Origin of the sequence: Ammoniphilus sp. CFH 90114, from assembly GCF_004123195.1 — a bacterium.
Lineage (GTDB): Bacteria > Bacillota > Bacilli > Aneurinibacillales > RAOX-1 > YIM-78166.
The window spans coordinates 350,699-369,103 of sequence record NZ_SDLI01000004.1 but is presented as its reverse complement, the minus strand read 5'-3'; the positions used below and the strand labels follow the sequence as shown (position 1 = coordinate 369,103).

Annotated in this window: 23 protein-coding genes; 15 read left to right on the top strand and 8 right to left on the bottom strand. The window is 41.3% G+C overall.

The annotated features are described in order from the left end of the window. Positions 1–55 precede the first annotated feature (55 nt). The gene (locus EIZ39_RS12060; protein WP_129200210.1) at positions 56–1,009 is read left to right on the top strand and encodes an MraY family glycosyltransferase; all 954 of its coding nucleotides are present in this window, start codon (positions 56–58) and stop codon (positions 1,007–1,009) included. A 66-nt stretch (positions 1,010–1,075) separates the two neighbouring features. On the opposite strand, the gene EIZ39_RS12055 is transcribed toward EIZ39_RS12060, so the two are convergent. Next, entirely contained in the window at positions 1,076–1,711 is a 636-nt protein-coding gene (locus EIZ39_RS12055) for a peptidylprolyl isomerase (RefSeq protein WP_129200209.1), read from the bottom strand. Between the two features lie 133 nt (positions 1,712–1,844). Here EIZ39_RS12055 and EIZ39_RS12050 point away from each other — a divergent pair, with 133 nt between their 5' ends. The 3 genes from EIZ39_RS12050 to EIZ39_RS12040 all read left to right on the top strand — a co-directional run bounded on the left by EIZ39_RS12050 (position 1,845) and on the right by EIZ39_RS12040 (position 4,506). Then, positions 1,845–3,272, top strand: a complete 1,428-nt coding sequence (locus EIZ39_RS12050; protein WP_240675783.1) for a putative glycoside hydrolase — start codon at positions 1,845–1,847, stop codon at positions 3,270–3,272. Between the two features lie 78 nt (positions 3,273–3,350). Further along, the gene (locus EIZ39_RS12045; RefSeq protein WP_129200208.1) at positions 3,351–3,701 is read left to right on the top strand and encodes a hypothetical protein; all 351 of its coding nucleotides are present in this window, start codon (positions 3,351–3,353) and stop codon (positions 3,699–3,701) included. A gap of 169 nt (positions 3,702–3,870) precedes the next feature. Beyond that, positions 3,871–4,506 (top strand): YkyB family protein, encoded by a 636-nt coding sequence (locus EIZ39_RS12040; protein ID WP_240675782.1) that lies wholly within the window; start codon positions 3,871–3,873, stop codon positions 4,504–4,506. 53 nt (positions 4,507–4,559) lie between these two features. On the opposite strand, the gene EIZ39_RS26615 is transcribed toward EIZ39_RS12040, so the two are convergent. The 3 genes from EIZ39_RS26615 to EIZ39_RS12030 all read right to left on the bottom strand — a co-directional run bounded on the left by EIZ39_RS26615 (position 4,560) and on the right by EIZ39_RS12030 (position 6,814). Continuing rightward, positions 4,560–4,715, bottom strand: a complete 156-nt coding sequence (locus EIZ39_RS26615; protein ID WP_164985057.1) for a hypothetical protein — start codon at positions 4,713–4,715, stop codon at positions 4,560–4,562. Between the two features lie 15 nt (positions 4,716–4,730). Next, complete coding sequence (gene spoIIP, locus EIZ39_RS12035) at positions 4,731–5,870, bottom strand: stage II sporulation protein P (protein ID WP_129200207.1); 1,140 nt, start codon at positions 5,868–5,870, stop codon at positions 4,731–4,733. 158 nt (positions 5,871–6,028) lie between these two features. Further along, entirely contained in the window at positions 6,029–6,814 is a 786-nt protein-coding gene (locus EIZ39_RS12030) for a stalk domain-containing protein (RefSeq protein WP_129200206.1), read from the bottom strand. An 85-nt stretch (positions 6,815–6,899) separates the two neighbouring features. Between EIZ39_RS12030 and EIZ39_RS12025 the strand changes: the two genes are divergently transcribed. Further along, a complete protein-coding gene (locus EIZ39_RS12025; protein ID WP_129200280.1) occupies positions 6,900–7,436 on the top strand; it encodes a PaaI family thioesterase in 537 nt (178 codons plus the stop codon). Here the strand turns inward: EIZ39_RS12025 and EIZ39_RS12020 are convergent. Further along, positions 7,433–7,828, bottom strand: a complete 396-nt coding sequence (locus tag EIZ39_RS12020) for a globin domain-containing protein (RefSeq protein ID WP_129200205.1) — start codon at positions 7,826–7,828, stop codon at positions 7,433–7,435. The genes EIZ39_RS12025 and EIZ39_RS12020 overlap by 4 nt on opposite strands. Before the next feature lie 163 nt (positions 7,829–7,991). Between EIZ39_RS12020 and pyrB the strand changes: the two genes are divergently transcribed. The 4 genes from pyrB to EIZ39_RS12000 all read left to right on the top strand — a co-directional run bounded on the left by pyrB (position 7,992) and on the right by EIZ39_RS12000 (position 10,318). Continuing rightward, the gene (pyrB, locus tag EIZ39_RS12015; protein WP_129200204.1) at positions 7,992–8,930 is read left to right on the top strand and encodes an aspartate carbamoyltransferase; all 939 of its coding nucleotides are present in this window, start codon (positions 7,992–7,994) and stop codon (positions 8,928–8,930) included. A 127-nt stretch (positions 8,931–9,057) separates the two neighbouring features. Continuing rightward, complete coding sequence (locus tag EIZ39_RS12010) at positions 9,058–9,288, top strand: hypothetical protein (RefSeq protein ID WP_129200203.1); 231 nt, start codon at positions 9,058–9,060, stop codon at positions 9,286–9,288. Between the two features lie 140 nt (positions 9,289–9,428). Beyond that, entirely contained in the window at positions 9,429–9,860 is a 432-nt protein-coding gene (locus tag EIZ39_RS12005) for an Hsp20/alpha crystallin family protein (protein WP_129200202.1), read from the top strand. Between the two features lie 110 nt (positions 9,861–9,970). Next, positions 9,971–10,318, top strand: coding sequence for a hypothetical protein (locus EIZ39_RS12000; RefSeq protein ID WP_129200201.1), 348 nt, complete (start codon positions 9,971–9,973; stop codon positions 10,316–10,318). Positions 10,319–10,392: 74 nt separating this feature from the next. Here EIZ39_RS12000 and EIZ39_RS11995 read toward each other — a convergent pair whose 3' ends face one another. Next, positions 10,393–11,292: a ComEC/Rec2 family competence protein gene (locus EIZ39_RS11995; RefSeq protein ID WP_129200200.1), complete on the bottom strand. Its 900-nt coding sequence runs from the start codon at positions 11,290–11,292 to the stop codon at positions 10,393–10,395. A 130-nt stretch (positions 11,293–11,422) separates the two neighbouring features. Here EIZ39_RS11995 and EIZ39_RS11990 point away from each other — a divergent pair, with 130 nt between their 5' ends. The 6 genes from EIZ39_RS11990 (at position 11,423) to EIZ39_RS11965 (ending at position 17,109) form a co-directional block, all read left to right on the top strand. Then, positions 11,423–12,616: a D-alanyl-D-alanine carboxypeptidase family protein gene (locus EIZ39_RS11990; protein WP_240675781.1), complete on the top strand. Its 1,194-nt coding sequence runs from the start codon at positions 11,423–11,425 to the stop codon at positions 12,614–12,616. A 136-nt stretch (positions 12,617–12,752) separates the two neighbouring features. Further along, a complete protein-coding gene (locus tag EIZ39_RS11985; RefSeq protein WP_129200199.1) occupies positions 12,753–14,174 on the top strand; it encodes an NAD-dependent malic enzyme in 1,422 nt (473 codons plus the stop codon). A gap of 87 nt (positions 14,175–14,261) precedes the next feature. Continuing rightward, positions 14,262–14,579 carry a hypothetical protein gene (locus EIZ39_RS11980; protein ID WP_164985056.1) on the top strand — a complete coding sequence of 106 codons (318 nt, stop codon included), beginning with the start codon at positions 14,262–14,264 and terminating at the stop codon, positions 14,577–14,579. Positions 14,580–14,781: 202 nt separating this feature from the next. After that, on the top strand, positions 14,782–15,375 hold the full coding sequence (locus tag EIZ39_RS11975; protein ID WP_129200197.1) for a hypothetical protein: 594 nt from the start codon (positions 14,782–14,784) through the stop codon (positions 15,373–15,375). A gap of 173 nt (positions 15,376–15,548) precedes the next feature. Next, positions 15,549–16,658, top strand: coding sequence for a PRK06851 family protein (locus tag EIZ39_RS11970; RefSeq protein ID WP_129200196.1), 1,110 nt, complete (start codon positions 15,549–15,551; stop codon positions 16,656–16,658). Between the two features lie 253 nt (positions 16,659–16,911). Further along, positions 16,912–17,109: a hypothetical protein gene (locus EIZ39_RS11965; RefSeq protein ID WP_129200195.1), complete on the top strand. Its 198-nt coding sequence runs from the start codon at positions 16,912–16,914 to the stop codon at positions 17,107–17,109. 80 nt (positions 17,110–17,189) lie between these two features. Here the strand turns inward: EIZ39_RS11965 and EIZ39_RS11960 are convergent, their stop codons facing one another. Continuing rightward, entirely contained in the window at positions 17,190–17,843 is a 654-nt protein-coding gene (locus tag EIZ39_RS11960; RefSeq protein WP_129200194.1) for a hypothetical protein, read from the bottom strand. A gap of 83 nt (positions 17,844–17,926) precedes the next feature. Beyond that, positions 17,927–18,379, bottom strand: a complete 453-nt coding sequence (locus EIZ39_RS11955) for a hypothetical protein (RefSeq protein WP_129200193.1) — start codon at positions 18,377–18,379, stop codon at positions 17,927–17,929. Positions 18,380–18,405 lie beyond the last annotated feature (26 nt).

Sequence of the window (18,405 nt, the reverse complement as noted above, 5' to 3'; positions counted from 1 at the left end):
TTTAGTAGAACCTGTCGAAATCATAGAGAATGAGACGAAGGAGAGCCTAAAGAGAATGAAGTACTTGCTGTTGTTGAGCCTATCTTATTTACTGTGCTATTTTTTGCTGCCCTTATTTAAGCGGTTATCTTTTTATTGGGGAATTCTTGACCAACCAAGTGCTCGTAAGATCCATGCCAAGCCGATTCCCTTGTTAGGTGGCTTGTTAATTTATTTAACGGTTGCCTCTTTAGTCTTGTTATTTTTGGGAATTAACCGGTTATCTTTAGGGATTGTGGTCGGAGGGGCTATTCTGGTAACGATAGGATTGCTTGATGATTGGTACAAGTCTAAGGGTAGGGAATTCTATGTGTGGCCGAGGTTATTGGCTCAGGTTGGGGCAGCGGGTGTTATTGTCGCTCTTGGAATTCGAATTGACGGGATTACGAACTTCTTTGTTGACCACGGTATGATTATGTTTCCGGACTGGTTAGCTACCGCGTTAACCATCCTGTGGATTGTTGCGATTACGAATATGATGAATTTTATTGATGGTGTAGATGGATTAGCGGCTGGTATTACATCGATATCCAGCATGACGTTGTTTTTCATCGCTCTCATACAAGGCCAGTATGCAGCCGCTATGGTGGCTATCATCTTAATGGGCGCAGTCCTTGCTTTCCTTAAGTATAATTTCCATCCTGCCAGCATTTTTATGGGGGATTCAGGTGCCACCTTCTTAGGGTTTACTTTAGCGGTGATTGCAGTTGATGGAGCGTTTAAGGGGGCGACACTTGCTTCTATTTTTGTTCCTGTGTTTGCTTTAGGGGTTCCGATCTTTGATACTTTAATTGTCTTCTTGAAGCGTTTCCTCAGTGGCAAAGGATTACATATTGCGGACAGATCTCATACCCATCATACGCTCATGAGATGGGGATTGAATCAAAAACAGACGGTAGCATTCCTATATCTTATTGGAGCCTGTTTATCTCTTACTTCCATTGTTTTACTTCTGTATAGCACCATATAGTTCTATACCATAGATGAATAGAAATAGTCTTGCCTCTGATTATCAAGGGCAAGACTATTTCTATTTTTATTCTGAGATGGTTATGTTTTTAATATACACTTCTTCAGTCGGTTGGCTTGGTTCTCCCATAGGACTTTGCTTCACATTCACGTTGGAGATGGCTTCTACGGTTTCCATACCTTCAACGACTCTACCAAATATGGTGTAGTTTGGGTAGCCATTAAGATTCTCACTATCTGCTCCATTACAGATGAAGAATTGGCTGCCATTTGTATTGGGGCCTGCATTGGCCATTGCTACGATTCCTGCCTCATAGCGGTGTGGGGCAGGAAGCTCATCTTCAAATTGATAGCCTGGGCCACCGGTTCCCGTGCCGGTAGGATCTCCGGTTTGGATCATAAATCCCTTAATAACACGATGGAACAAAACGTTCTGGTAAAAGTCCTCTTTCGCTAAGAAGATAAAATTATTGACAGTTTGCGGAGCATCTTTCGTAAAGAGCTCTATTTTAATATCTCCCTTATTAGTTGTAATCGTTGCTGTATAAGGCTTGTCCGGCTCAATGATCATCTCTGGAGGCTTGTCCCACGTTTTCGTCGTTGTAGGCCCCCTATCTGAAACGGCCTGTTCTTGGGTGGCCCCACATGCAGAAAGCAGCAACATGCTTAGACTTGCGATGAATAGGAAGTACCACTTTTTCATTTTTTCATCCTTTCCTGAAGGGGAGTTAGATACACCTCATTATACCCTATTCTGAAGCATAGAATGAAGTATCTATGGATAACCAGAACAAATTCAAAAGCGTGGCCAAGATTATATGTAGAGGAGAAGCATAATGAGGAAAACAGGAATAATCATGCTTTTATTCATGATGATGATGGTCCTCCTAATCGCTTGTAGTGAGCCCGTATCCACATCACCTTCTCTTGACACGACCCCAAAAGATCTGGAAACTCAAGAGAAAGAAGAAGCTTCGAACAAACAAGCTGTGGAGGTAGAAAAGCCTGTAACTGAAGTAGCAGAAGTAGCACCAGAAGGAGAGGAAGAGGAGCAAGCTGTTAGCCATCCTCCTTTTGAGTATCCAGATGCGATTCGAGGCATTTATGTGACGGGTCATTCGGCGGGGGGACAAAAGTTCCCGGATCTGCTCAAGCTTGTGGAAACAACCGATTTGAATGCGATGGTCATCGATATTAAAGATGATCATGGTTGGATTACGTATAAGATGGAAGGTGATATGGAGCCCTTTAGCAAGCCTTTTATGAAAGATCCTAAGGCGCTGGTCCAGACTCTTTCCGATCATAAGATCTATCCGATTGCCCGTATTGTAGTATTTAAGGATTCTGTTCTGGCTGGGCAAAAACCAGAACTTTCTTTTAAGAATGGGGGGCAGGTATGGAAAAATCGAAGAGGGGAAGCGTTTGTAAACCCCTTCTTGACTGAAGTGTGGCAACATAATGTGGAGATAGCAAAGGAAGCAGCGAAACTCGGCTTTCAGGAAATTCAGTTTGACTATGTTCGCTTTCCTGAAGGTTTCGAAAATCGTGACAAAACTTTAACTTATGGTATGGGGAACTATACAAAAGATCAATTGGAACCAAGGCTGGTGGCAGTGTGGGAAAAGAAGAAGATAGAATGGGAAACGGAGCATCAAGAAGCTTGGGCAGAGCAGCGAGAAGCTCAACCTCCTAGTGAAACCTTGGCTGGCGATGCTAAACCGGCTCCTATAGCCATTCAAGAATCAGCCCCTCCAAAGCCTGAATATGATGCTGTTGCAGCGAGGGTTACGGCTGTTACCGATTTCGTTGAGTATGCAAAGAAGGAACTTGAACCCTATAATGTCAAAGTCTCTGTCGATATATTTGGCTACACAGCAACATTGTCTGAGGCGCCCGGTATTGGCCAGAACTTTACAGCGATCAGCAACCATGTAGATGTCATCAGCTCCATGATCTACCCAAGTCATTGGGGGCCAGGTTATTTTAATATTCCTAAGCCTGATACAGACCCTCATCGTTTAGTTCAAGAATACGCCAAGATGGAAAATCAGAAATTGGCTCAGATGGAGAACCCTCCCCTGTCAAGACCGTGGATTCAAGATTTTACCGCTCCTTGGCTAGGAAAAGGCAATTATATTCCTTACGGCAAAAGAGAAGTAGAATTGCAAATTAAAGCTCTTAATGAAGCTGGAATAAAAGAATTTCTGCTATGGAATGCAGGAAATAATTATACACCCAATGTGGATTATACTCCACTGAACTGATATTGACCCTGAAGGCCAACTGTAGTTGGCCTTCACGTTTTTATTGTATTCGAATATTTTGATAGGGAGGTGATTCCCTTGTTTGAGAATACATTTCTTGATTTTGCAACGGTTTCAGCCGTGGTGGCTGCCTTTGTTTCTGTTGTAGGTAATGCCTTTAGGATAGACGTGAGATATCGGGCGTTGATTGCGGTAGTTATGGGCGTCATCTTGGTTTCCGTGCCGGTTTGGTTGATGGAAAAAGCAGTTACTGCATTATTAATAGGGTTAACGGCCAGTGGAGTTTACACTCAAGTGAAGAAAAGAGAGTACCTGCCCCAAGATAACGGTACCCCACAAAACGTAATCCCACCAATAGAACCTCCTTCTAACGGTGTGAATTCATCGGTTCCCCGGCCTCCGAACGCGAATGGCCCTAATGATGTGTAAGTAGATAGGATATACCAACAAACTCCTGATACTCTAATGTAATCAGGGGTTTTTCTTCGTTATCACAGAATGAAATTCATGAAATATTGGACAAGGTAGCCTATACTTGTGATAGAATATAAAGAAATATATAATTTTTTCTTAGGCTAAAGGAAGGAGGAATCATTCGTTGCAATTGTTCACGAAAAAAGATCAAGTTCCGACAGAATATAAGACGAAAGAGGAACTGCAAAAGATGGGGAAGATTCCTGTTGGTGCCCCGATTGCAAAATTAAAGGATAGGGATCGGTACCATTATCTATTTGACCTCAAACAATCCGCACCGATTCCATCTCGCCACTCCGCGCCGATTCAACCGACGGTTGACAACCTTGCGAAGGCATTGTTTGCTGTGAACCGACATGCAAAGACAAGCCCACAGCCCCAAAAATTGTACCAACTTAAGACCTCCGTCATTGAAAAGCTTATTGATGAAGGGAAAGCTTCGAAGGTGGGGCTTCAGCAATCACCGAATCCAAGTAAATATCATCAACAGACTTCAAACACTCTGGTAAAAGTGGGAGAGTATGGGTTCCACATTCTTTCCACGCGTGAAGACCTTCTTGAATTGCCTCACCTAGGAGAGTGGAGTGACGATTTCCGCAATCCGACTGATACCTTTCCACTGCGTCAAGCTGTGCAATTGCTTGAGCAATATATCCGTCCGAAGGAAACTCATCCACCTGTGAATATGAAGCGACCTACCCCGATTTCAAAACCGAATCACCGAAGGAAATCATTCTTTGATCCATTCCCGAAGAAATAAGGGCGAGCCCTCTCTTAGCTTTTGTTAGCTTAAGAAGAGGGCTCATTTAAGGTTTATTCCTCGTCATCCGTGTATTCGCTTATCATCGCTTTAATACTGACGAGCAAACCTGAAGTGAAACAAGTGATGGTGATAATCCAATCAAACCAGAAAAAGCAAAAAAGACTAGAGAAAAAGGTGAAGGACAACCATCCAAAGGATTCTCTCACAATTCATTCCCCTCATTACATAGGATTCCGATCTGACGGTGCGGGAGAATCTACTTTTTTGTCTTTTTCAAAATAGATATCAGCAATTACGTCTGCAAGAGCGGCTGCGGTATTATAAGTCTCCTCGAGCGTATTATCGATTCCACCGATTTCAAGGAGGATACTTTGAGGGGAAACGGATTGGTTGTATTCTCCATTTCCTTCTGCTTTACCTAATACACCTATGGATAATCCCGGGTATTTTTTTTCTAAGCCATAGTGGATTTTCTTTGCTAATTCTGCATTCTGCTCCCAGTTCTTATTTCTTTTACCAATGACAAAATAAGGTCTAGCGTAGGATTTCCCATTCACAACAGCTGTAGTTTGTTCCTTAGGTTGGGAATCGCGATGGATGTCAAATATATAGCCTATGTTGTCATGCTGCTTTATTGCCTCTTGAACGGTCTTTAGGGATGCAGCATAGGAGAACGCATAGGGCAGACCCTGATCTTTAAGCTTTTGCTGGTGATCCGTTTGATCAAAGTGTGTACGAATTCCTCTTCTTTCTAACTCTTCGGCTAAGCGCTTGCTGACTAGGGTAATGTTTTTTTGTTCATCTGTGACACTTGGATTATTGGATACATGTGTCCATGATTCAGTATTATGGGTGTTATAGATGAATATCATAGAACGAATTTGCTCTGTCGTTGCCTTTTCCTCGGATGCTTTCTCATCAGGTAAAGATTCCGCTGTCTCAGCAGGGAGCAGCGCATCTGTGGGAGGAGGGGATTCTATTACAAAGTTTTGCAAGTTCACGTTTTGTCCTGTTGCGAGAACTTCGACATGGAACATGGATAGTCCAGGAAGTTCTCGACCTAGGAGCGATCGCAGATCTGTTGGCTTGAGGCTCGTCATGGTTTCAAATAGAAATAAGGATAAAGGTTTAGGCTGTTGTTCTAAAGTTGTTTTATGATATCGTAAATAAGGAATTTCCATCTCAAAGGCATGGATAATGGTCTCATAGGACAATTGTGACATAGCTTGTCTCATCGAGGGAGATGAAATCTTTATCGTTGTATGGCTAAACAGCCAAGCGAAAGACAGGAATAGGAAGGTGCTAAAAAGAGACAATAATAGAAAGAGACTGGGGAGTCTCATCTTATATATTCGGTTCATGGCAAGCCACCTTTATATTAAAAGTCCTTTTTTAGCATTATATGGGGTTAGTCCGTAAGGCATTCCAAATGAATTTTGTGAAACGAAAAAAAGGCATATCTGCTTGCTAAACCGATAGCAAGTACATATGCCTTTTCTAGTCTCCTTATCCTTGAACACTAAGTTGTGAATCGGTGGTTACCGATCGTCATCGTAATGCTCCGACTATGAAGAAAACGGTTGTTCGTCTTGTTTGGGTTAAAGAAATAAAGAGCGCCATAGGTTGGATCAACACCGCTCAACGCTTCACGAACGGCACGTATGGTATCTTCCTCTGGCTTAAGTCCAAAGATCCTCTTCGTCTTAACTGGGGTGAATTGCGACGACTCGAAAATCACAGATTTAATTGTTTTTGGGAAGTAGGCGGATTGGGTCCGGTTTAATACGACAGCGGCTACGGCGACTTTACCTTGATAGGGTTCAGAAGAGCTCTCAGCCTCTACAAGTTTAGCCAACCAATAAATATCACTTTCCTGCTGATCATCAGAGATGAAGACGATGGACTGACTAGGTTCCCATTCTACATCCTGTTGTAATTCTTCCCCAATAAATCTCAGCGGGACATACGTCCGGTTCTCATGGATGAGAGGTGCCTGACGCAGAGGTTTGGCTTGTCCATTTATCTCTGCTTCCAGTTGATTAATCGTGAGTTTCATGGTGGTATCGTCACGTATTAAAGAGACAGTTTGGCTTTGCGAATCCCAGGATACCTGGGCTCCAAGGGATTCAACGATAAACCTCAAAGGAACCATGGTTGTACCATTTGTAATAAAGGGCGGACCACTATCAAAGCGCATTTGTTGATCATTCACATATACTTCGATGACTTTCTCTTTAGCTTGCGTTATAGTAGAAAAGCAGAGAAAGCATAAAAAGAATGAAATCATAAACCAAATCGTTCTCATAGGTGTACTCCTTGTTGGTTCTTTTTCTGATCTTGAAAACGGTTTTTTCTATTATAACGGAATATGGAGTGGAATACGAGTGAAAATGACAAGAATCGACACCCCAGATGTTGGTGCAGATGTAAAAAAATATGATAAAAAACAATTGATAGACTCTATACAAGCCATGTCAGAGCGTGAATACGCCATGGTTGTTAAAGCTGTTAAAGCTGTAGAAGCCATGCGTGAAAATAAATATCCGTTTATGGGAAATTTCATGCAGATGAAGTTAATTGAAAGTGGGGAGCGGTTTAGCTGTTCGATGCCAATTACGAGGGATATCTTGAATCCTTACCGGATTGTCTATGGCGGGATAACGGCATTGCTTGCTGATATGGCAATGGGGTGGATGCTTGAAGAGCTCATTGACCAAAAAGATAAGGTTGTTACCTTAGACATGAACGTTAATTATCATAACCCGGGTCGGGGCAAGGAGTTAATTGCCCATTGCCGCCTGACCCATCGGGCTCAGAAGATCATGCAAGCTACATGCCGAATTGTTAATGATCGTGGAGAGGTGATTGTCACGGCAACGGGCACCTTCCTTCATCTCCATCGTTCAGGTAGGGAGCAAGCGGACTAGTCTTCGGGTGGCCGATTGACCATGTGATAGGCGGTCTGAGTTAGTCTCTCAAACATAAAATCACGAATCGGGCCTTTAAGTCCAATATGCTCCATAGCTTGTTCCATACACGAAAGCCATGCTTCTGCACGCTTAGGTGTAATAGGGAAAGGGATATGACGAGCCCTTAACATAGGGTGACCATGTTGCTCTGAGTAAAGGAGGGGACCTCCAAAAAATTGAGTGAGGAAGAGATATTGTTTCTCCCTAGTCTCCGTAAGATCTTCCGGAAAGATAGGAATTAAGTCTGGGTGAACAGCGACCCGATCATAGAATGCGTCAACGAGTTTCGCTATTGTCTCAGCCCCACCTATTAGATCGTAAGGTGTTTTATCAGAAGATGATTGCAAAATTGTCTTCCCCCTTGTTCAAGTGTTTTCCTTATTATTGTACATGATAAGGGTATAGAGGTAAAACAACGAACGTTTAAACATTTTTTTTGAATAACTTTCGTTTTTGTGTTACAATACTTTTCGGTTTATGTAGGAGTACCGATCTTGAAGGGATGGATAACGAATGAGTATATATCATATTCTGGGTGCTAAACAATTTAATCGCGAAGCATTGGAGGAAATTTTTGACCTTTCTGCTGATATGGAGCAAGTTGAAGCCAGCGGAGGCTCAGATCGCTATAAGAACAAAGTAATGACGACCTTGTTTTTTGAGCCTAGTACCAGAACCCGATTATCCTTTGAGTCAGCTATGTGCCGTCTAGGAGGAAAAGTGATCGGTACGGAGAATGCCGCTCAGTTTTCTTCAGCTATTAAAGGCGAGACTTTAGAGGATACCATCCGCATTGTTTCGGGGTACAGCGATGTGATTGTCATGCGCCATACAGAGATCGGTGCTGCAGAGAAAGCGGCAGCGATTGCAACAGTACCGATTATTAATGCAGGGGATGGGGCTGGTGAGCACCCTACTCAAGCTTTACTTGACATTTATACAATTAAAAAAGAAATAGGCCGAGTAGACGATCTACATATTGCTATGATCGGAGATCTCACTTATGGAAGAACGGTCCATTCGTTATCTTACCTCTTAGCCAATTTTAATAATATTACGATTTACTACACGGCTCCAGAGAATGTTTTAATTCCTCCTTATGTAAAAAAGTTCTTAGAGGAGAAGCAGATTCGTTATATCGAGACTCAAAATCTGGAAGAAGTAGCATCTAAAGTGGACGTTCTTTACCAGACGCGAATCCAAAAAGAACGTTTTCCTTCTCTAGAAGAATACGAAAAGGCCCAAGGAAAATATATTATTGATCAAAGTGTACTCGACTTGATGAAACCGAATGCTATTATTCTTCATCCTCTACCAAGAGCAGGAGAGATTGCACCTGAGGTGGATTATGACCCTCGAGCGGCTTATTTCCGTCAAGCGCAGAATGGACTCTATGTTCGTATGGCATTGATTCACAAGTGCTTTGAGAAGCTAGGATTTGTTAAAAAATAAATATGACGATCATGTGACTTTTTGCACAGCAAACGCCTTTTATCCCCTTTATTATAGTATTAACCACCAATACTCATCACGAAGAAATGGCAGCCGGTGGATTTTACTTATCATGGGGGAGAGAAGAATGAGGTTGAAGCATAAAGGAGTCATGTTATTACTAAATGCTCTGTTTGGTGGTGGTTATGTAGCAGCCATTCTCCTGTTAATACATTGGGTTTCCACCGGGCAAATTGGCTTAGGCGCATTTTTGGTACCCGTAGGTCTGGTTATGATCATGGCATTAGGGTGGATCATGGTTGACCGGAAAAAATATACACCAGCAAGTATGCGAAATCAGATTCCCAATCATACTTGAAAATAAGGATACAGATCGACGAATCGCTAGGGTTTACTCACGTGTTCGTCGATTTTTTGTTAGCTGTTGTTTTTTTCTTGCTCAAAATGGTTAACGTAGTAAGAGGGAAAAACAGTTTAACATTTTAGGGAGGGATAGGTATGCTCATCCATCCGAATGAGTCGGGGCAATCTCCCCAAATTCGGCAAGGAATGGAAAATGATATCGGTCCAGGACCATACACGGAATATTTCCAACGTACAGGCCCGCTGGTAGACCTATATGAAACAATGGAGGAAGTCGTTGTTTCTTGTGAAGTGCCAGGACTTCAGAAAAACGATGATATTCACATTCATGTAACAGGAAGACATCTTACTTTGAATGGAATCATTCAAAGAGCTTCTGAGGATACGAAAGACAATCGTTATCACCGTACGGAACGGTACTTTGGCAACTTTTATCGAACTGTAGATCTCCCTCATAAGGTAGTAGAAGATAGTGCAAAAGCGACCTATAAAAATGGGGTGCTGGAAATTCGTATGAAAAAAACAACAGCAGATCAAGGAAAGAAAATTGAAGTAGATTTTCACTAGATTATCCCAAATAGTGAAAGGTCGCCCTCTGTCTTTTATGAGTAGAACTTGGCAAAACTACATAAACTATGGATAAAGGACAAGATAAGGGGTGAGGATGAACAGTGTTCTTGAGAAGCCGTACAAGAGTTGCCCATCGGGAAGGATTTAAACAAGGGATGTGGACTGCCTTACTCATTGCATCTCCCTTTATAGCAGCTGGGGCCAAGTGGATGTTTGAAAATGCAGACCCCATGGTCAATCGTATCCGACAAGTAAAAGGGTCTGATTTGTATACACAGTTATTCAATCAAGAAGCTCATCAAGAAAAAGAGGCAAACCGAAAGCTGTCTAAGATTCGCTCAGGTGAGGGGAATTATGGAGACTTCGATATTGAGGCTTCCGATGAAGATGATGAAGCGTTATTCCATATGATTAAAGAAATAACAAAAAGAGAATTAAGCAAAAGAAGTGAATAAGAAAAAGGGAAGGCCCGTAAAGAAAAACTAGAATTTTTCTTTACGGGCCTCTTTCTATGAAGTGACTTAAAAGCCTACTGCGTCTGTTCTTTCGGTGTAGTATACATCCCATTTTCAAACGTAATCATCATATTTTCTCCTATAGGTACGAAGAAGAAGTCGCTCCATTCTTGGGCATATTCGCGAGCGACTTTTTGTGCTGCATCTTTACATTCAGAACAAGGCATTTCAAGCATGACAGCTGCTTGGGGATTCAGTTTTTGAATCAATTCCTGTGTATTGCTTATTCCGTTTGGACGGTCAGGAACGGTAATGATGTGGGCTCGAAGCAGGGGGTGATGTTCAATGAGTCGAGACTCCGCTTCCTCGCGGATGTCGTTGGTCAGTAGAACACGAAGATCACGGTAACGTAAAAGGCTGACCATAGAATTATTGGCTTCATCTGTAAATAACGGACGAAGAGGGCTAAGTATTTCTATCTCGACTTTCTGGTTTTCTGAGAGAACCAAATGATCTCCTGCACGAAGAGTAAGTAATATCCTAGTTAGATCTTTCGGGTATTGATCTTTGGTCAGGGCTGGAACATAGACTTTGGCCGTAGGGAAGTGTTCCATAATGGATGGTAAGCCTCCGGTATTTTCCTCAGCAGGATTAGATAGCAGAATTTCGGTGATGTTCGTTATACCATGATCTTGTATATAGGCCAATAGAGTTAGTGTATCTTTTTTATGCCCTACATCCATAAGAATGGCCCGTTCGCCTAACTGAATTATCGTTGATTTTCCAATTTCTAAATTAATAAAGTGAAGAATCATGTCCTTTTCTTGAATATTAACCGTCTGTTCATAGGATGTAGATAAATTGTTATTATTTATCTCTTCCGTGATCGTATGCAGGTACTGCAATAATAAATAAAGGAAAAGAACCGTCAAAAGAATACTAAACAAGATACACTGAAATAAAAAGCGCAACATAGTTAACTCCTTTAATCGAGAGTATCTTTCTATGTATATTTTTCTTGCTATGCTATAATGTCATGATTGCAGCGTTCCCTACATATTAGTAACCAACAGAAATTTGCCTGATGAAATGGAGGTTAGCGACTTGAGCTCTTTGGTTCGTTTTATGAGCATAATGATCGTCTTTCTCTTCCTCTTTCCCGTTACAGTCTGGAGCAGCAACCAAGAAGAATTACCCATAAACAGCGAAGCAGTCATTCTCATTGACGCAACAACTGGACAGGTTATCTATGAAAATCGGGCTAAGGACAGAATGTATCCAGCAAGTATTACAAAGATCGTAACAGGTATCATGGCCATAGAAAGCGGAAGGCTATCAGAGCTTGCTGTTACATCCAAAAGGGCGAGATGGGCGGAGGGTACAAGGATTTATCTTGCGCAAGATGAAGAAAAAAGGATTGAAGATATAGTATATGGCTTATTGATGCATTCAGGAAATGACGCTGGAATTGTAATTGCAGAGCATCTAGGTGGAACAGTAGAAGATTTCGCTATAAAAATGAACGAGTTTGTCCGAGAAAAAGTGGGGGTGTATGATTCTCACTTCATGAACCCACATGGGCTGTTTGATGAGCAGCACTATACGACAGCTTATGATATGGCCATGATCTCGCGTTATGCTATGCAAAATCCAACATTTCGAACGATGGTTTCGACTAAAAAGCGACCTTGGCATGGAGAGGAATGGGAGACCAATCTCGTAAACCATAATAAACTGCTATGGAGATATGAAGGGGCCACAGGGATCAAAAACGGGTATGTTAACCAATCAGGGAATACATTGGTCGCCTCCGCAAAACGGGAAGGGACGGAATTGATTGCCGTGGCCCTGAAAGCGTCTGGAAGTGAGAAGGTATATGCCGATACCTCAACTTTGCTTGATTATGGGTTCGACCATTTTGAAACGAGAAGGCTGTTCACAAAAGGAAAGCGGTTTGAAAGATCCGATGGAGGTTCATTGTGGGAAGCCGCTGAGGATGTCTATTATACGGTTAAGAAAAACGAATCATTAAGCTACCGAGTGGATGAAGAAGGAAACATTGTTATCGGGACGGGTGGGGTCAAGCAAGTCTTAAAAGGAAAGCTTAAGATAGTGGAATCCTCTGGGCCAAAAGATGAAGCTGCAAATATGATGAGCTCTGTCAGAGTACATAATATGGGTAATGTGGAGAATGATGGTTTTATCTCTTACCTGGTTGGAGCTGTCGTATTGTCCATCTTAGCTGTTTTCATCTTGAATAAACTGCGGAAAAAGGATAACCAATCTAAGAACATGTAAATAGTAAACAATTCCCAGATCTTTTCTGGGTTTTTTGTTGCTTATTTAACTTGAACTTCCTTGGGACAAGGAGTAATATGGAAAAAGTAAAAAAGTAAAAAGATTAACACAAAAAGATATTTTGGAGGGAAACCAGATGTCAATGCCAACTGGAGCAAGTATGCATATCATTATTCGTATTCAACTTGAGAAAGCGCTCATTTCTTTTGGTGATATCGCACAGGCCATAGGTGGAGCAGGTGGGGATATTGTCGGTATTGACGTAATCTCTTCCAGTAAAACTCATACCATTCGAGATATTACAGTGAATGTTTCCGACAACAAGCATAGTGAGCTAATTAGCAGTGCTATTTCTGCTTTGAATGGTGCAACAGTAATCAATGTGTCAGACCGAACTTTCCTCATGCACATTGGTGGAAAGATTGAAATGAAATCGAAGATTCCAGTTAAAAACCGAGATGACTTGTCTCGTGTTTATACTCCTCACGTAGCACGAGTTTGTACAGCTATACAAGAAGAGCCTAATAAAGCCTATTCCTTGACCATTAAGCGAAACACTGTTGCCGTCGTGTCAGATGGAACGGCCGTTCTAGGATTAGGGGATATTGGTCCAGCTGCAGCGATGCCTGTAATGGAAGGGAAAGCCATGCTTTTTAAGCAGATGGCTAACGTTGATGCCTTTCCTTTATGTTTAGATACAAAAGATACCGAAGAGATTATTAGTATTATTAAAGCTATCGCTCCTGCTTTTGGTGGGATTAACTTAGAAGATATTTCTTCCCCTCGATGCTTCGAGATCGAGGAGAGATTGAAAAAAGAATTAGATATTCCTGTTTTCCATGACGATCAGCATGGCACAGCTGTTGTCTTACTTGCTGGACTAATTAATGCCTTGAAGATCGTAGGTAAGAACCTAGAGGATCTAAAAGTAGTCATTACTGGTATTGGTGCCGCGGGTATTGCTTGTACAAAAATCCTATTAGCGGCTGGTGTATCTAATGTAATTGGGGTCGATCGATATGGTGCCATTAATCGAGATGGACAATATGAAAATCCTCAATGGACAGCCTATGCACAAATGACAAACCCGCATAACCTTAGCGGAAATTTATCAGAGGTAATTGAAGGTGCAGATGTCTTTATTGGAGTATCAGCACCAGGGATTTTGAAGGTTGAAGATGTGAAGAAGATGGCAAAAGATCCAATTGTATTTGCCATGGCTAACCCTGTTCCTGAGATTGACCCAGAATTGGCAGAGCCTTATGTTCGAGTGATGGCTACAGGACGTTCTGATTTCCCGAATCAGATTAATAACGTTCTCTGCTTCCCAGGCATTTTCCGAGGCGCATTAGACTGCCGTGCTTCCGAAATCAATGAAGCTATGAAGCTTGCAGCAGCACAAGCGATTGCATCAGTTGTGACAGATGATGAATTAAGTGAAACTTATATTATTCCTAGTGTCTTTAACAATAAAGTCGTTGAGCGGATCCGTGAAGCCGTCATCAAGGCCGCAATTCAGACTGGTGTTGCTCGAAAAGACCCACGTGATTTGAAATAACTCTTTCTTCTTCTTATTAAAGGAATATAACAGTCTATTTAGGCAAAAATAAATAAAGCCTAATAACTGTTAAAGATGGTGAAATCAATGATATTCCTTGAACCTCAATTCCGGAATGAACATGGAGAAATCCTGAATGTCATCAACACAAAGGGAAAAGCAGTAGGTTACCTATCCTATATGTATAAAGATCAAGGTGATCTTTATGTATTAGGACAATTGGAGGATGAGGGCGAGAAACAAAATTTTCTCGATATTACTACTCACTTTATAGGTGGTCTTAAGCAATCTATTGCTGGAAAAGAAGATGCTGAACCCTATGTCTACATTCATCTTGGTGGAGAAGTGCTGAAGCTTGGGAATTCCGAGGAAAAAGCAAGCGAAAAAGAAGAAGAGGAAGAATAGTCATTTGGGAAGTTTTTAAGTCTTTGGTAATAATTTTTGTTATACAATAAGACAGGTATATGGTATTGTTTAAGTATCAACTAATGATAATTGTTGGTTGAGAGTTATCTGCTTCCTCAGTGAGGAAGCTTTTTTTTTACATAATGTCTCTTCTCTAGGGAAATAAATATGTTATAGTTCCAAGTGGAGGAGGCAAAAGACTTTGAACCATCAAGAACAGCCACGTATGGGAATTTCGTCTATTATTTATGATCTCACGAAGTGGGATTACACGGTTAGGCACAGCGGTATGAACTCATTAGATATTACATTGACAAGAGCAGGAGAGGAGATTGTAGATGTCTCCTTTTCAGATGAAGAAATGAAGGTTTACCGAAAAAGAGTATTATCAGCTCTAGAGGATCAAGAATTAGAAATTTACTTAGATGATTTACTATGGGAAGACGAGTTTCAACAGTTTTCTCATCTCGGTACACTCCAAGTAGAATATCATAACGGTGAAGAGCTGGCCCGTATGCTAGAGGAAAAATACAAAGACGATTTGTTGTATGTACGCTACAATGAAGAAACGGAATTTATGGGCTATCTTGAGGAAGCATCAATCAAACGAATGGATGGCTCTAGAACCTTAGTTTGTTATTTTAATCCCATTGATGATGAGGACGATTCTGAGATGATTCGGACAACCGTCCTCCTAAAGCCAGATGTAAAAGCGATAGCCACCGCCAATGCCCTAAAGGCTCAAGGTGGAGGAGATGTACTTGAAATTTCACGCCACGTTGAACATATACATTAAATAATAAATTGATATAGCCATGGCCTTGCTTGGGAACTCTCAATCAAGGCTTTTTATATACCATATAGGATTAATGGGCATACACCCATTCTATCGTCCTTGCATATCTTGTTATCACCGACAGGCATCTACCTGTTTGCAATTTAACAACCTTATGGCAGGGAGTGTTTAGAATGGCATTGAAGATATTGAACTATTACGCCGGTGGCAATACAGCCAGAGGCTTTAAACATTTTTACGATTCGAACCTGCAAGGTCTTGATCGGTTATTTATTCTTAAAGGAGGTCCTGGAACAGGGAAATCCTCGTTGATGAAAAGCATTGCGGAAAAGTACAGCCAGCAAGGCTATAACCTGGAATTACTCCATTGCTCTTCAGACAACGACTCGATTGATGGTGTCCTAATTCCAGGACTTAAAGTAGGGATCGTAGATGGAACAGCCCCACATGTTATAGAACCGAAGGCGCCAGGAGCCGTTGAACAATATGTTAACCTCGGAAGTGCGTGGGATGTAGAAAAATTATTTGTTCATAAGAATCAAATTCAGAAAATCAGCGCTCAAGTCTCCACCACCTTTGAAAATGCTTATTCCCTGTTTGCTCAAGCTTTGAAGATTCATGACGAATGGGAGAAAATTTTCATTGAAAATATGAACTTTAGTGAAGCTAACAAGCTGACCTTGGAGTTAATTGACTGTCTATATGGCGACAAAGAACCACAAAAGGATACACAGCAGATCCGCCATCGCTACTTAGGTGCAGCAACCCCCAAGGGAGCCGTAGACTTTATTCAAAATTTAACTGCCGATATTGGTAAGAGATATTTTATTAAAGGAAGACCGGGGTCCGGTAAGTCGACCATGTTGAAGAAGCTCGCAGCCGTGGCTGAGGAACGAGGTTTTGATGTTGAGATTTATCATTGTGGTTTTGATCCTAACAGTCTTGATATGGTAATTGTAAGGGAGTTAGGGTTTGCCATCTTTGATAGTACGGCTCCTCACGAATATTTCCCAGAGCGGGACAATGATGAAATTATTGATATGTATAAGCGGACAATTAAGCCTGGTACGGATGAAAAATATGCGGATCAAGTAGAAGAAATCTCAGGTCGATATTCCAGCAAAATGAAGGAAGCCATTGCAACCTTAGCCAAAGCAAAAGAGCTTCATGACGAATTAGAAAAAATTTATATAGAAGCAATGGATTTTGGCAAGGTGAACCAGATTCAAGCCGAAATTGAGTTGGAAATCGACAAATTTGCCCAAGTGGCAGCATCCAAATAAGGTCCTAAAGGTAAAGAGGAAGAACGTTTTCGTTCTTCCTCCCCTTTAATCCAACAGTTATTTTAAGAATATTTGTAAGAATATAAAATTATTTGTTAGAAGGAGTCGAAAAAAAGAGAACGATTTATGTTGGAAAATGCTTACTAATTATTTACAATTATAGACAAGGATAGCAATTAAATAGAAGTTTGCAGCATGTTGACGAATAAGTTGGACAGGCCTTTCGCAAATACGACAAAAGGGTGTTGATACCATGGAAAATAGTGTATTTTTAGTTGGTAAGAGAATCCGAGGTCATCATTTAATCGTAACAACTGGAATGCTGTCACCTGAGCAACTGGATGGAATGAACCGCAAGGGATGGGTTTTATCTAGAATGAGGCAAAAACAAGCCAATTTTCACTACGATTTTGTAAGAGAAATGCATCAACCGCAGATCGTTGGATTTTGATACTGCTCCCAAGAAGAGGGAGTGGTATTTTTTTTAAACAGAAAAAAGACTGAACTTAGAGCTCAGTCTTTTTCTGAAAATTATTGTCCGTTTGGTGGAAAGACAACGGTAGGTACTACGACCCATGTCGCCTTCCCAGGCACTCCTGAAGTTGTACCAGATTTTGTTTGTTCCAACAGTTTTACAATAACATTAAAACGTTTAGATGGTTCATTGATAGGAATGTCTGTAAACGTAATAATTTTAGCTTCTTTAGGTTTAATTTCAAACTTCTGAACCATGTTTTGCACCCGAGGTGGTTCAGTTAACTTCTCAGGATGATCCTCCACTATAATGGCCGAAATACTATCCTCAATAGGTTGATCCGTTCCGTTATACAACGTGACATTGAGATTGAATCCCCCCCATATTCTCCCATGCTGGTCCATTTTATCTGAAGTTAGCTTGACATCTTGGATAATGACGGGGAAGATCTCCTCGTTTTTTACGGCCTGAGAGGCCTCTAGTAACGTCGCGAGTTGCCCATTATGTTTTTCAATTTGCTCCTCAAGCCCCATGATCTTCTGGGTGAGTTGCGCAGATTCATCTTCTTTTAATTTCTGTGCAGTTTCTAGGTCTTTAACTTTATTCTGTAAGCGTATGAGTTCTGTATCCATTACTTTTTCTTGTGCACAGCCTGCTAAAAGCAACTGAGCAGCAAGAAAGGCAGTAACGATTAGGCCTTTTTTTAACATGTGCTCCCCCTTGGCAAATACCTATCTGTCTTTAACAACAAATAGAGTATATCATCGCATGATGGATGTGGCAATGAAGGAACCTACCTTGAGACAATGGCAGGACTCTTATTCCAATCAATTATCATTAAAAGCGCGTCATTCGCATGAACCTCATAGGTCATACCGAAGTATTCTTGAACCATGAGGTTTCGAATTTGACGATGGCTCGTCTTTTCTTTACCATATTTTCCAAAGGGTTTGCCAAAAAGACGAAATTGGACTTGTTTAGCATCTAGAAGGTAGATAACAGGACGTCGACCTTCAGGAATGGTTTTAAGCATATGAGTAATTTTTTTCTTATATTTATAACTGTTCTCGATGAGAATAATATGAGGAAGTATGGTGCAGATTTTCTCATTAAGGGTGCTAAATCGTTCATGTTCCGTAACCCCTACAATAACTCCTGCTTCTAGGACTTTGTTTCCACTGGAAGCGGCGTAGCCGATGTGCTCGCCAGGATCAATGGAAAAAATGATAGGTCGATCTTCTAACAATAAAAAGGCTCCTCTCTTCAAACCAT

What these genes read in the sequence shown, in the direction of transcription:
- EIZ39_RS12060 (WP_129200210.1), top strand. Translation starts at nt 56, where the DNA reads ATGAAGTACTTGCTGTTGTTGAGCCTATCTTATTTACTGTGCTATTTT.
- EIZ39_RS12055 (WP_129200209.1), bottom strand. Translation starts at nt 1,711, where the DNA reads ATGAAAAAGTGGTACTTCCTATTCATCGCAAGTCTAAGCATGTTGCTG.
- EIZ39_RS12050 (WP_240675783.1), top strand. Translation starts at nt 1,845, where the DNA reads ATGAGGAAAACAGGAATAATCATGCTTTTATTCATGATGATGATGGTC.
- spoIIP (WP_129200207.1), bottom strand. Translation starts at nt 5,870, where the DNA reads ATGAACCGAATATATAAGATGAGACTCCCCAGTCTCTTTCTATTATTG.
- EIZ39_RS12030 (WP_129200206.1), bottom strand. Translation starts at nt 6,814, where the DNA reads ATGAGAACGATTTGGTTTATGATTTCATTCTTTTTATGCTTTCTCTGC.
- EIZ39_RS12025 (WP_129200280.1), top strand. Translation starts at nt 6,900, where the DNA reads ATGACAAGAATCGACACCCCAGATGTTGGTGCAGATGTAAAAAAATAT.
- pyrB (WP_129200204.1), top strand. Translation starts at nt 7,992, where the DNA reads ATGAGTATATATCATATTCTGGGTGCTAAACAATTTAATCGCGAAGCA.
- EIZ39_RS12010 (WP_129200203.1), top strand. Translation starts at nt 9,058, where the DNA reads ATGAGGTTGAAGCATAAAGGAGTCATGTTATTACTAAATGCTCTGTTT.
- EIZ39_RS12005 (WP_129200202.1), top strand. Translation starts at nt 9,429, where the DNA reads ATGCTCATCCATCCGAATGAGTCGGGGCAATCTCCCCAAATTCGGCAA.
- EIZ39_RS11995 (WP_129200200.1), bottom strand. Translation starts at nt 11,292, where the DNA reads ATGTTGCGCTTTTTATTTCAGTGTATCTTGTTTAGTATTCTTTTGACG.
- EIZ39_RS11985 (WP_129200199.1), top strand. Translation starts at nt 12,753, where the DNA reads ATGTCAATGCCAACTGGAGCAAGTATGCATATCATTATTCGTATTCAA.
- EIZ39_RS11980 (WP_164985056.1), top strand. Translation starts at nt 14,262, where the DNA reads ATGATATTCCTTGAACCTCAATTCCGGAATGAACATGGAGAAATCCTG.
- EIZ39_RS11970 (WP_129200196.1), top strand. Translation starts at nt 15,549, where the DNA reads ATGGCATTGAAGATATTGAACTATTACGCCGGTGGCAATACAGCCAGA.
- EIZ39_RS11965 (WP_129200195.1), top strand. Translation starts at nt 16,912, where the DNA reads ATGGAAAATAGTGTATTTTTAGTTGGTAAGAGAATCCGAGGTCATCAT.
- EIZ39_RS11960 (WP_129200194.1), bottom strand. Translation starts at nt 17,843, where the DNA reads ATGTTAAAAAAAGGCCTAATCGTTACTGCCTTTCTTGCTGCTCAGTTG.